Source organism: Janibacter limosus NBRC 16128 (assembly GCF_001570985.1).
Taxonomy (GTDB): domain Bacteria; phylum Actinomycetota; class Actinomycetes; order Actinomycetales; family Dermatophilaceae; genus Janibacter; species Janibacter limosus.
This window is the reverse complement of sequence record NZ_BCSS01000040.1, coordinates 21,558-33,338: the sequence shown is the minus strand read 5'-3', so window position 1 is coordinate 33,338 and position 11,781 is coordinate 21,558. Positions and strand designations below refer to the sequence as shown.

Sequence of the window (11,781 nt, the reverse complement as noted above, 5' to 3'; positions counted from 1 at the left end):
CCCTGCCGGTTCGTGGCCGGCGGGATGGGTGCCGACGACGCGCCCGCGGGGGGTGAGTGCAGGGGAGCGGCGGCCGGTGGGGCCGGAGCCGACGCCGGTCAGCTCGAGGCGGCGGGCGCGGTAGGGCGTGCTGGCCTCCGCGGTGGCCCCGGCAGGGGCCGGCGAAGGGAGGGCGCCGGGCTCCTCCGGCGCCTCCGGTCCTGACTCGTGTGCTGGATCAGAGGGACGCTCGGGTGATTCACCGGACGAGTCACGGCCGGAGTCGCTGGAGGCGTCCTCCGCCGCCTCGGGACGCGGCCCGGACTCGTCGGAGGAGCCGCCGTCGTCATCGTTGCCACCGCCATCGTCCCCACCGGTCGGCGGCTCCGGATCGGGCTCCTCGTCGAGCAACCGGTCGAGCAGGTCCTCGTCCAGGCCCGGTGCGTCGAAGGGAGCGCGCCGCCGGCGGTGCGGCAGGGCGAGCAGGGCCGCGGCCCGGATGTCCTCACGGGTCACGTGCTCGCGTCCGGCCCAGGCCGCGTGGGCGACAGCGGTGCGGGCGGTGACGATGTCGGCGCGCATACCGTCGACGTCGAAGCCAGCACACACCCGGGCGATGGTCCGCAGGGTCGCGTCCTCGAGCTGGATGCGCGCCACGCCGTCGCGGGCGGCGACGAGCCGCTCGGTGAGCTCGGCCTCGGAGGAGGCGTAGCGGGCGGCGAAGCCCGCAGGATCCAGGTCCGCCTCGAGGCGACGTCGCACGACCTCGGCTCGCACGTGATGGTCACGGCTTGCGGCGACCTGGACGGTCAGGCCGAAGCGGTCGAGCAGCTGGGGCCGCAGCTCGCCCTCCTCGGGGTTCATCGTGCCGACCAGGGTGATCCTGGCGGGGTGCGAGATCGAGACGCCGTCGCGCTCGACGGTGTTGCGGCCCATGGCTGCCGCGTCGAGGAGGACGTCGACGAGGTGGTCGTGCAGCAGGTTGACCTCGTCGACGTAGAGGATCCCGCGGTGGGCATCCGCGAGCAGGCCCGGCTGGTAGGCCGCCTCGCCCTCGCCGAGGGCTCGCCGCAGATCGAGGGAGCCGACGACGCGGTCCTCGGTCGCGCCGACGGGCAGCTCGACCAGACGTGCAGGGCGGGTGGCCGCCGGGCCGTCGTGGGGACCGTCCGGACAGTCATCGGCTCGCTCGGGGTCGCAGCCGAAGCGGCAGTCGAGCGCCACCTGCTGCTCGGGCAGCACCGCAGCCAGGGCTCGGACCGCCGTCGACTTCGCGGTGCCCTTCTCGCCGCGCACGAGGACTCCGCCGATCTCGGGCGAGATCGCACTGAGCAGCAGGGCGGTGATGAGCTCGTCGGAGCCGACGAGGGCGGTGAAGGGAAAGACCGGAGCAGTCACGCCAAACCTCCTGGCGAGTGTCCACGCTCGCCGTCAAGACACGCCGGGCGGGCTCGCTCCGACGAACGCAGACCGATGTTCTGGCTTGGCCCTTGGGGGCCTTCACAGTGGCGGGACCGCTCCGGACTTGCACCGGATTCCTCGGTTGGCTGCGCCGAGCGCCAGCATGCCACAGCCGACGGGGGCCTATGGTTGGCGTCCGTGATCGACGTCGTGGGTGTTGGAGACGATGGCTGGGCCGGCCTGGACGACGGGCGGCGCGGCCTCGTCGAGCGTGCCTCCACGATCATCGGCGGGCAGCGTCACCTCGACCTCGTGGCCGGCCACGTCGCGGCCGGGGCCGAGATGGTGCGCTGGCCCAGCCCCCTTCGCGCTGCCCTGCCCGCCCTGCTCGAGAGGGTCGGGGACGCGGTGGTGATCGCCAGCGGCGATCCGCTGCGCTCCGGTGTCGGGACCACGCTCGTGGAGCTCCTCGGGGCGGACCAGGTGCGGATCCATCCGGCTGTCGGTAGTGACGTCCTCGCCAGGGCCCGGCAGGGCTGGTCCGCCGAGCAGACCGTCGTGGTGACCGTCGTCGGTCGTGACCTGCGCGCCGTCCTGCCCCACCTCGCTCCGGGCGTGCGACTCGTCGTGCTCTGCTCAGGTGGCGAGGACCCCACCCGGCTTGGCGCTCTGCTGACCGAGCATGGTTGGGGGACAAGCCTGCTCACTGCTCGCTGGCACCTCGGCGGACCGGATGAGGGGGCCTTGGCCGAGCTCGCGCACGAGTTCTCCGCGACCACCGCGGACCTCGTCGTCGTCTGCGTCGAGGCGCGCGCGGACGACCACACGCAGGTCGCGCGCACCGCGGGTGTCGTCCCCGGGCGACCCGAGGACTTCATCGACCACGACGGCCAGCTGACCAAGCGCGACGTGCGGGCATCCGCTCTGGCCCGACTGCGCCCGACGCCCGGCGCCCACCTGTGGGACCTGGGCGCCGGCAACGGCTCGGTCGCCCTCGAGTGGTGCCTGGCGACAGATCGCGCTACCGCCACCTGCGTCGAGCGCGATCCGGATCGCGCCGCGCGCATCACCGCCAATGCCGAGGCGCTCGGCCTCGCCGGCCGGGTCGAGGTGGTCGTCGGTGACACGACGGCCATCGACCTCACCGGCCTGACAGAACCCGACGCCGTCTTCGTCGGCGGGGGACTCGATCCCGACCTGCTCGACCGGGCCTGGTCCTCCCTTCGGCCCGGCGCTCGACTCGTCGCCCACGCCGTCACCCTCGAAGGGGAGTCGGCCCTCATCGCCACCCACAACCGAGCTGGCGGTGAGCTCACCCGACTGTCCGTCGAGCACGCCGTCACGCTCGGCCGCTTCCTGTCCTGGACCCCGGCGCGCGCCGTCGTCCAGCTCGCCACGACGAAGGGCACCCCATGACCGTCCACTTCATCGGAGCCGGTCCCGGCGCCGCCGACCTGCTGACGATCCGGGCCACGCGCCTGCTGGCAGCGAGCCGGGTGTGTCTCTATGCCGGGACCTACCTCGACGAGGCCGTCCTCGAGCACTGCCCGGACGGTGCGCGACTCGTCGACACGCAGAGCCTGGACCTCGATGGCATCATCGCCGAGATCCTCGCCGCCCACGAGCGCGGCGACGACGTGGCCCGGCTCTGCTCCGGCGACCCGTCGGTCTACTCCGCCATCGCCGAGCAGACCCGGCGCCTGGACGCGGCCGGGGTTCCGTGGGACATCACGCCCGGCATCGCGGCCTACGCTGCGACCGCCGCCCGGCTGGGTCGCGAGCTGACCGTGCCCGAGGTGGCCCAGTCCGTCGTGCTCACGCGTGCCCAGCGCGACTCCACGGCCATGCCCTCGGGGGAGTCCCTCGAGGCCTTCGCCGCGACCGGCGCGACCCTCGTGCTGCACCTGGCGATCCGTCGCGTCCGCGAGCTCGCCGAGCGCCTGGCCGAGCACTACGGCGCGGACTGCCCCGTCGTCGTGGGCTACCGGGTCGAGCAGCCGCAGGAGCTGATCCTGCGCGGGACGCTCGCCGACATCGCCGAGCAGGTCGAGGCGCGCGACCTGCGCCAGGCCGCGATCATCGTCGTCGGCTGGGCCCTGCGCGCCGAGGACTTCGTCGAGTCGCACCTCTACTCATGTCGGCGGGTGGCGAGTCTGCCCGCGACCGGCGCCGACGCTGAGACCGGCCCTGACAACGTGGAGGGTCTTCGCTAGAGTCACGCTCGCCATCGCCTCTGTTGAGGAACCCGGCGAAAATCCGGGACGGTCGCGCCACTGTGAGCGGGTCTTCCGCAAGTCAGGAACTCAGGGCGATGGCGGTACCAACCGGGACGCGTCATCCCGGAGAGAGCGAGCGCTTCTCGTGCACATCGCCGAGGGTTTCCTGCCGCCGGTCCACGCGGCCGCGTGGACCGTCGTGGCCGCCCCCTTCGTCATCCACGGCACGCGCAGTGCCACCCGCATCGTGCGGGACAACCCCAGCGCCCGACTCCTGCTCGGCGCCGCGGGCGCCTTCACCTTCGTCATGTCGGCCATCAAGCTGCCGTCGGTCACCGGGTCGAGCTCGCACCCGACCGGGACCGGTGTCGGGGCGATCATCTTCCGGCCACCGGTCATGGCGCTGCTCGGCGCGATCGTGCTGCTCTTCCAGGCGCTGCTCCTCGCGCACGGCGGGCTGACGACGCTCGGGGCGAATGTCTTCTCGATGGCCGTCGTCGGGCCGTGGGTCGGCTACGGGCTCTTCCGACTCCTCGCCGCTGCCCCCTTCGTGGTCAGGGTCTTTGTCGGCGTCGCCATGGCGGACCTGTCCACCTATGTGACGACCGCGACTCAGCTCGCTGTGGCCTACCCCGAGGGCGGGTTCGTCGAGGCATGGTCACGCTTCCTGGGGATCTTCGCCGTGACGCAGATCCCGCTCGCGATCGTCGAGGGCCTCGTCGGGGTGCTGCTGCTCAACGCGCTCATCGCCTGGGCCCGACCCGAGATGGAAGACCTCGAGGTCATCCCGACCGAGCAGGAGGCCGATCGTGCGTGAGTCCACCCTGACCTTCGGACGCCGCGGCGTCGCCCTCGTCCTCGCCGCCATCGTCATCCTCCTCGCGGTCGCGCTCTACCTCGGTGGTCGCGCCTCGGCCGGTGATGAGGAGGCCTTCGGCGGTACCGACGCCGCCGCCACCGCACAGCTCGAGGAGGCCGGCCACGAGCCGTGGTTCCAGCCGCTCATGCCGCCCGCCGGTGGTGAGATCGAGTCCGGTCTCTTCGCGCTCCAGGCGGGGTTGGGGGGCGTGGTGCTCGGCTACGTCTTCGGTCGCCTGCGCGGACGCGCCCCCCGCCCGGAGAGCGTCGACACCCGCTCATGAGGATCTCCCTCGACGATGCGGCGTGGACCTCTCCATGGAGGTCGCGCTCGACGGCGGAAAAGTCCCTCGTCTGCGTGGGTCTGCTCCTCGTCGCCGCGACGACGACCTCGCTCGTCGTCGCGGGTCTCGTCGGGTCGAGTGCTGTGGGTCTGGCGGTTGCCGCGCGGGTGCCCGTACGCACGTGGCTGGGTGCGATGCTCGGCCCGTTCGTCTTCATCGTCATCGGGGCGGTGACCATCGCCATCACCTTCGGTCCCGGGGACCTCGTGAGCTGGGGTCCGCTCGGGGTGGACGAAGGGAGTGCCTCCCGCGCTGCGCTCGTCGCCGCCCGAGCTCTGGCGGCCACCAGCGCGACGGTCCTGCTCGCGGCGACCACGCCGATGGTCGACCTGCTCGCTGGGTTGCGGCGGGCGCGCGTGCCCGAGGTCGCGATCGACATCGCGGCAGTGACCTATCGGTTGATCTTTTCCCTGCTCGATGCGGCTGGTGCCATCTCCGCTGCGCAGGCCGGGCGTCTGGGGTACGCGAACGGTCGTGCGGCACGTCGCTCCGTGGGCTTGCTCGCCGCCTCTGTGCTCGTGCGGGCCTGGGAGCGGGCCCGCCGACTCGAAGAGGGCCTCGTCGGTCGTGGGGGCGTCGGGGCCGTGCCGCTCGTCCCTGCTCGGGCTGTGTCCACCCCCTTCGTCGTCGTGGGTGGAGCGCTGGTGCTCTCGCTGGGAGCGCTCTCGGTGCGGGCGGGTTTGGCATGAGCCATCGACTCGGGTCGTGGACCCCACCCGACGATGCCGACACCGCCCTCGCACTGCGCGGGGTGCATGCCGGCTATGCCGGTGCACCACGGGTGCTCGACTGTGTGAGCCTCACGATCGGGATCGGTTGCCGCACAGCGATCCTCGGTGCCAATGGCTCCGGCAAAACCACCTTGCTGCGCGTGCTCTCCGGGGCGCACGAGCCGAGTGAGGGCTCGGTGATCTCCCGAGGGGAGGTGCTGCGCCACAACCGTCGAGGTCTCACCGCGCACCGCCAGCAGGTGCAACTGGTCACCCAGGATCCTGACGACCAGCTCTTCAGCGCGGATGTGCGCTCTGATGTCGCATACGGCCCGACCAATCTCGGCCTGACGCCCCCGGAGATCGCGGTACGGGTCGAGGAGGCGCTGTCGGTTCTGTCGATCACCGAGCTGGCCTATCGACCGGTGCACCGGCTCTCCTTCGGGCAGCGCAAGCGGGTTGCGGTCGCCGGGGCACTGGCCATGCAGCCGAGCGTCCTGCTGCTCGACGAACCGACGGCGGGCCTCGACCCGGCCGGTGTCGAGGAGATGCTCGCGGCGGTGGCTGCGCTGGAAGCACACGGCACGACGGTTGTGCTGTCGACACATGACGTCGACCTCGCCTGGCGCTGGGCGCAGGAGGTCGCGCTCGTCGTCGACGGGGTGGTCCACCAGGGTCAGGTCACGGATGCCCTCACCGACGCCGAGCTCGTGCAGGCCGCGCGACTCCGGCCGCCGTGGTCGGTCGAGCTGATGACCCGGCTCGGCCTCGATCCCGGGACGGCCGGTTGGCCCCGGACTCCCGATGAGATGGCTGCGACTCTGCGGGCGCGTTCTGCGCTGCAGGCGAAGGGGAGCTGACTCCGGTCGAGCGCCGGTCCGGGTCAGGAATCCCGGGCGGCGAGGACCTGCTCGCGCAGGATGTCCGCGTGACCGCAGTGCTGGGCCACCTCGCGCAGCACGTGCATCAGGATCCACCCCAGGGGCAGGTCACCGCGGCGGTTGCCGCTGACGATGTCGTCGACACCGAAGCCGGCGATGGCCGTGCGGGAGGCATCGCAGGCTGCCGTGTAGTCGGCGAGGACCGACGCGATCGAGTCCTCGGGAGACAGGTCAAAGGACTCATCCGGTCCTGCCACGATGCCGATCTCGGCGCGCGAGCGGCCGGTGATCGCTTCGTCGAACCACACCCGCTCCACGAAGGTCGCGTGCTTGACCAGACCCAGCAGGGTGGTCTTGGACGGAACCAGCTGCCGCCGGGCCTCCTCCTGCGTCAGCCCCTCAAGGCTGTCGGCGAGCAGGGTCCGGTGCTCGTCGATGAAGGCCGTGAGGTGGTCGCGCAGGGACTCGTCGGGTTGGGTCGGGCCGTGGGCGTGGGCGTGGTGGGAGTTCACCCGCCGAACCTAGTCCTCCGTCAGCCCTGCGCGTAGACCTCTGCGGCGCCGTCGACGTCTCCCTCGCGCCGCGGCTCGGGCCCGACGACGTCGAATAGCATCGCGGTGAGCTGCCCATCACGCTCGACCCGCTCCCGGCGCAATCTCAGTCGCCGGGGGAGCAGCGGCTGACCGGCGCCGAGGACGACCGGGCACTGGTGCACCCAGACCTTGTCGAGCAGACCCGCGTCGGCGAACTGGCCGGCGAGGTCTCCGCCCCCGACGATCCACACGTCCATGCCGGCGGCGGCCTCGGTCGCGGCGGCGTGCAGGTCGGTGATGTCGCCGGCGAAGGTCTGCACACCCTCGGGCAGGTCGAGGTCGCGGTGGGTGACGACCCAGGAAGGCTGCTCGTAGGGCCAGGTGAAGTCCGAGCCGTCGTGGGTCAGCTCGCGATGCACCCACGCGTAGGTGTTGGCGCCGCACACCACGGCCCCGACGGACGGGAGGAACTGGTCGAAGTCCAGGCTCGCGTCGTCGCCGTACCGGCCCTGAGGGTCCTGGTCGTGACCGACCGTGGCAAAGAGCCACGACAGGCTCTCGTCGTCGTCGGCGATGAAGCCGTCCAGGCTCGTGGCGGTGCAGTAGATCGTGGCCATGCTCACAGCGTGGCACCGGCTGCCGACAACGGTCGAGGGCGCCGGGCGGGAGAGGATGACGGGGTGAACAAGATCCTCCGTGTCCTTTGGACCACCGCGACCGCCCGCCGCCGCGGCCGGGTCGGCCCCACCGAGCACGCCGTGCTCCCGCTGCGGGTGCTGCCCAATGACATCGACTTCGCCGGGCACATGAACAACGGCGTCTACTTCACGATGGCCGACCTCGGTCGGATCGACCACGCGATCCGCTCGGGGTGGGCGCGGGCGCAGGTGCGGCACCGCGTCTCGCCGGTCGTCATGCAGGAGACCATGACCTTCCGCAGCTCGCTGCAGCCCCTGCAGGCCTACGAGCTGCACAGCGCCCTCGCGGGCTGGGACCGGATCAGCGTCTACTACGAGCAGCGGTTCGTCGTCGACGGCCAGGTCTGCGCGCAGGCACTGGTGCGGATGCGCTTCCTGCGCAAGGGCAAGGGAGTCGACACCGACCGACTGTGGCAGATGCTCGGCATCGACCCGCCTCCCTCGTCCGTCCCGGACTGGGCGCAGGGGTGGGGAGACGGAGCCCGCCTCCCTTCGCCTCGTGAGGACGCCCCGGCAGGACCCCCGCCCTTCTGGGGCTAATCAGACGTTCGGGCTCGCGTCACCCCACTGAGCGCGGTGTCCAGACCCGCCCGTCGTCGGTGACGCGCGTGGTCGAGGCACCGATGACCACGAGACAGCCCATGTCGACGGACTCCACGTCGAGCTCGCCGAGTGTCGTCACGACGACCGACTCCTGCTCCCGACCGACGTGCCGCGCGACCACGACCACGCGCTCCGCGCCGGCCGCCGCGACGAGCAGGTCCCGGGCCTGTCCCAGGGTGTCCGGGCGCGAGGCCGAGCGAGGGTTGTAGAGCGCGATCGAGATGTCGTTGGTCACGAGAGCGGTGAGCCGGTCGGCGAGGACCTCCCACGGCTTGAGGTTGTCGCTGAGGTTGACCAGGGCGTGGTCGCCTCCGAGCACGGCACCCACGAGGGCACTGGCAGCGTGTGCAGCAGTGACTCCGGGCACGACACGGACGGGCACGTCGGCGTACCCGGCATCATCAGACAACGCTGCCTCGCGCGACTCGAAGAGCGCCGTCGCCATCCCGAAGACTCCCGCGTCACCGCCGGAGACGATCGCGACATCCTCGCCGCCACGCGCCAGGTCGAGGGCGAGGCGGCCGCGGTCGAGCTCGACGGTGTTGCCGGAGGAGTGGCGGGTCAGGCCCTCGCGCTGCGGCACGCGTGCGACATACGGCGCGTAGCCGACGACGTGGTCCACCGACGCGAGGACCTCGGAGGCCTCCGGAGTGAGCCACCGCTCAGGCCCCGGGCCCAGACCGACGACGTGCACGGTCCCCATGGACGAAGGGGGAGCGACCTCCCCTTCGTCCGCCGCGGCAGTGATCCGCGCGAAGTCCGCGGCCCGCCCGGCAGCGTCGTCACGCAGTCCCTCACCGGGGACGACGACGAGCGACATGTAGGGGACGCGACCTTCGTCGACCTCCGCGGCCGGCATGACGACCTCGCCTGCGCCAGAGGCGCGCTCGACGTAGACGGCTCGGTCGAGGACCCCCGCCTGGCGCAGCGCCTCACGGACACCGGTGAAGGTGCGGCCGAGCTTCATGATGATCGCCGCATCGGTGTCGGCGAGGCGCCGGGCGAGCTCGGGCACGGGCAGGGTCCCGGGCAGCACGGTGAGGGTGTCCTCGTGGCGGCACAGGCCGGTGGCAACGGCCGCGGTGGCCGCCGACAGGGACGTGATGCCGGGGACGACCTCGGTGGGGTAGCGGGGGCTCAGCCGGTCGTGGACGTACATGAAGGACCCGAAGAAGAGCGGGTCGCCCACCGCGAGCACGACGACGGTCCGACCCTGCGAAAGGTGCGCCTCGAGCCGCTCGGAGCACTCGTCGTAGAAGTCGGCCAGAGCGCCGTAGTACCCGCGGGGGTGGTCGGTGAAGCCGGTCGTGACCGGGTAGCGCAGCTCCTCCTCGATGACGCCCTCGGGGATGAGGTCGGCGGCGATGCCGCGGGCCATCGACTGCTTGCCGACCCCCGCGTGGTAGGCGATGACGTCCGCGTCGCGGATGAGTCGCGCACCCTTGAGGGTGATCAGCTCCGGGTCGCCGGGGCCGATGCCGACCCCGTAGAAGCGTCCTGCGCTCGTGGGGGAGCTCATGCCAGCTCGTCCGGGTTGGCCAGCGCATTGAGCGCGGCAGCGGCCATGGCGGACCCGCCGCGGCGGCCGTGGACGACCAGCCAGGGGATCGGCCCCCCGGGCAGGTCGTGCTCGGCGAGGGCCGTCTTGGACTCCGCGGAGCCGACGAAGCCCACGGGCATCCCGACGATCGCGGCGGGTCGTGGGGCACCGTCGTGGAGCATCTCGAGGAGGTGGAAGAGCGCGGTGGGGGCATTGCCGATCGCGACGACGGAGCCCTCGAGACGGTCGGCCCACAGCGAGACGGCAGCGGCGGCGCGGGTGGTCTCCCACTCGGCGGCCAGGGCCGGCACGCGCTCGTCGCGCAGCGTGCAGATCACCTCGTTGTCGGCGGGCAGGCGCCGGCGGGTGACCCCGGAGGCGAGCATGTTGCTGTCGGTGAGGATCGGCGCACCCGCGAGGAGCGCCGCGTGCGCAGCGGAGGCGACCTGCGGATGCCCCGCGACCTCACTCGTGATCGCGACATCACCCGCGGCGTGGATGATCCGCACGGCAGCACCGTGGAGGCTCGTGGGCAGTCCGGTGAGGTCGGCCTCGTCGCGGATCATGCCGAAGGAGCGCCGGTAGATCTCCTGGCCGTCGGTGACGTAGTCATATCGGCGACTGGGCTGGCGAAGGGAGGTCATCAGGCCTTCTCGTGTCGTGGGGAGTGTTGCGCGGCGACGATGTCCGCAGCGGTGGAGGGGTTCACGACGAGTGTGTGTGCTCGCGCCGGGCGGCCGCAGGAGCGTTCACACCCGATGACGTGGACGGGTGGTCCCGTGGGGTCGATCAGCGGAGCTGCCGCCCGGGCGAGCTCTCGGGTCGGGGTGTCGGTGCGGGCACACGAGGGGGCTCCCGCGCAGGCCGTCAGGACGGTCCACGGGGAGTCGGGGCTCGTGACGAAACCGGCAGCCGCCAGCTCGTCGGCGCGGTCCGCCCCACCCGAGACGAGGATCGAGCGCCACGGAGTCACCACCACACGCGGGTCGAGGTGCGTGGAGCCCCGCACGTCCCCACGGTCGTCGAGGTGCGAGGAGCCCTGCGACGAGCCTCGAGACGTGGCGAGCGCCGCAGCCATCTCAGGCGTCAGCAATCCCAGCGGCACGAGCACCATGAGGTCATCGCCGACCGGACCCGGGAGCGGTGGTTCCCGAGCAGCCATGACGAAGGGGGTCCCCTCCGGCAGCAGCGTGGCCCGGGCGTCGGCGGGCAGGTCGCGGATGTTCCAGGTCCTGGGATCCGAGCGGCTGTCGAGGAACCGGCGCGCCACGTTCAGAGCGGCCTCGGCGGCCTCATTGCGCGGTACGAGTACGGAGTGACCGTCAACGACGACGCGGGCGGCGCCTTCGAGGCTCGTTCCTCGCACCTCAGGCAGCGTCTCGTCCACGATGGCGATGTCCCACGGCTCCCCGAGCACCGGACCACACACTCCCGCAACGGCGAAGAGGAAGCGTCCGGGCAGCCCAGCCAGGACCGGGTCCGCGAGGAGGCCGGCGTCCAGGGTCCCCACCAGGTCATCCAGCGACTCCTCGGGGTCCGCGATGATGTTGCGCGCCTTGTCGTGCGCGCCGGAGGGGATGAGACCGAGGTCTCCGATCGCGGTGATGAGCTCACGGGGGAGTGGGTCGGGCAGGCCTCTGAGCTGCAGGCTCCCGCGCGAGGTCAGCGTGACGTCGGGGTCTCCGAACCGCGCTGCGAGAGAGGAGATCTCGCCCACGGTGGCAGCGCCCATGCGACCACCCGGCAGGCGCAGCCGCACGATCGCCCCGTCCGCCGAGACGAAGGGGGCCAGCAGTCCCGGGCAGCGGTCGGCGCCGCTGCGGGAGGGTGAAGGGGTGCTCACGCCGCCGCAGCATACGTGCCGGGTTAGGCTGCCATCGGCCGATCTCGTCGGAACCCGGTGCAAGTCCGGGACGGTCCCGCCACTGTGAGCGAGCAATCGCGAGTCAGACACGTCGGGTCGGCCGGTCCGGACAGACGTCCGGGTCCCTTTCGACCGCGGGGCGCGGAACCCCGCT

Annotated in this window: 13 protein-coding genes and 3 riboswitches; of the genes, 7 read left to right on the top strand and 6 right to left on the bottom strand. The window is 72.0% G+C overall.

Translation table 11 applies throughout. The annotated features are described in order from the left end of the window. Positions 1-1,377: magnesium chelatase ATPase subunit I (locus tag JLI01S_RS13480; RefSeq protein WP_157074969.1), on the bottom strand; the 1,377-nt coding region annotated here is incomplete at its 3' end. After that, positions 1,373-1,558, bottom strand: a riboswitch (cobalamin riboswitch). Its footprint overlaps the gene before it by 5 nt. Before the next feature lie 20 nt (positions 1,559-1,578). Here JLI01S_RS13480 and cbiE point away from each other — a divergent pair. The 6 genes from cbiE to JLI01S_RS13450 all read left to right on the top strand — a co-directional run bounded on the left by cbiE (position 1,579) and on the right by JLI01S_RS13450 (position 6,368). Next, on the top strand, positions 1,579-2,796 hold the full coding sequence (gene cbiE / locus JLI01S_RS13475; RefSeq protein ID WP_245634626.1) for a precorrin-6y C5,15-methyltransferase (decarboxylating) subunit CbiE: 1,218 nt from the start codon (positions 1,579-1,581) through the stop codon (positions 2,794-2,796). Beyond that, a complete protein-coding gene (cobM, locus tag JLI01S_RS13470; protein WP_068265491.1) occupies positions 2,793-3,593 on the top strand; it encodes a precorrin-4 C(11)-methyltransferase in 801 nt (266 codons plus the stop codon). The genes cbiE and cobM overlap by 4 nt, the downstream gene beginning before the upstream one ends. A 1-nt stretch (position 3,594) precedes the next feature. Beyond that, positions 3,595-3,704: riboswitch (cobalamin riboswitch) on the top strand. Between the two features lie 37 nt (positions 3,705-3,741). Then, complete coding sequence (locus JLI01S_RS13465; RefSeq protein ID WP_068265489.1) at positions 3,742-4,413, top strand: energy-coupling factor ABC transporter permease; 672 nt, start codon at positions 3,742-3,744, stop codon at positions 4,411-4,413. After that, complete coding sequence (locus JLI01S_RS13460; protein WP_068265487.1) at positions 4,406-4,738, top strand: energy-coupling factor ABC transporter substrate-binding protein; 333 nt, start codon at positions 4,406-4,408, stop codon at positions 4,736-4,738. Before JLI01S_RS13465 ends, JLI01S_RS13460 begins: the two co-directional genes overlap by 8 nt. After that, positions 4,735-5,487, top strand: a complete 753-nt coding sequence (gene cbiQ / locus JLI01S_RS13455) for a cobalt ECF transporter T component CbiQ (protein ID WP_084349430.1) — start codon at positions 4,735-4,737, stop codon at positions 5,485-5,487. The genes JLI01S_RS13460 and cbiQ overlap by 4 nt, the downstream gene beginning before the upstream one ends. Continuing rightward, on the top strand, positions 5,484-6,368 hold the full coding sequence (locus JLI01S_RS13450) for an energy-coupling factor ABC transporter ATP-binding protein (protein WP_068265482.1): 885 nt from the start codon (positions 5,484-5,486) through the stop codon (positions 6,366-6,368). The genes cbiQ and JLI01S_RS13450 overlap by 4 nt, the downstream gene beginning before the upstream one ends. Before the next feature lie 23 nt (positions 6,369-6,391). On the opposite strand, the gene JLI01S_RS13445 is transcribed toward JLI01S_RS13450, so the two are convergent. Both JLI01S_RS13445 and JLI01S_RS13440 read right to left on the bottom strand, forming a co-directional pair. Next, a complete protein-coding gene (locus JLI01S_RS13445) occupies positions 6,392-6,901 on the bottom strand; it encodes a DinB family protein (RefSeq protein WP_439645576.1) in 510 nt (169 codons plus the stop codon). 20 nt (positions 6,902-6,921) lie between these two features. Next, positions 6,922-7,539: a dihydrofolate reductase family protein gene (locus JLI01S_RS13440; protein WP_068265496.1), complete on the bottom strand. Its 618-nt coding sequence runs from the start codon at positions 7,537-7,539 to the stop codon at positions 6,922-6,924. 63 nt (positions 7,540-7,602) lie between these two features. On the opposite strand from JLI01S_RS13440, the gene JLI01S_RS13435 reads away from it, so the two are divergent. Next, positions 7,603-8,160, top strand: a complete 558-nt coding sequence (locus JLI01S_RS13435) for an acyl-CoA thioesterase (RefSeq protein WP_068265478.1) — start codon at positions 7,603-7,605, stop codon at positions 8,158-8,160. A 19-nt stretch (positions 8,161-8,179) separates the two neighbouring features. Here JLI01S_RS13435 and JLI01S_RS13430 read toward each other — a convergent pair whose 3' ends face one another. From JLI01S_RS13430 to JLI01S_RS13420, 3 genes are read right to left on the bottom strand one after another with little or no spacing between them, the layout of a single operon-like run. Next, positions 8,180-9,742, bottom strand: a complete 1,563-nt coding sequence (locus JLI01S_RS13430; protein WP_068265476.1) for a precorrin-2 C(20)-methyltransferase — start codon at positions 9,740-9,742, stop codon at positions 8,180-8,182. Then, on the bottom strand, positions 9,739-10,407 hold the full coding sequence (locus tag JLI01S_RS13425; RefSeq protein WP_068265474.1) for a precorrin-8X methylmutase: 669 nt from the start codon (positions 10,405-10,407) through the stop codon (positions 9,739-9,741). The genes JLI01S_RS13430 and JLI01S_RS13425 overlap by 4 nt, the downstream gene beginning before the upstream one ends. Beyond that, positions 10,407-11,606 (bottom strand): ferredoxin-like domain-containing protein, encoded by a 1,200-nt coding sequence (locus JLI01S_RS13420; RefSeq protein ID WP_068265472.1) that lies wholly within the window; start codon positions 11,604-11,606, stop codon positions 10,407-10,409. Before JLI01S_RS13420 ends, JLI01S_RS13425 begins: the two co-directional genes overlap by 1 nt. A gap of 49 nt (positions 11,607-11,655) precedes the next feature. After that, positions 11,656-11,717: riboswitch (cobalamin riboswitch) on the top strand. The last annotated feature ends 64 nt before the right edge of the window (positions 11,718-11,781 follow it).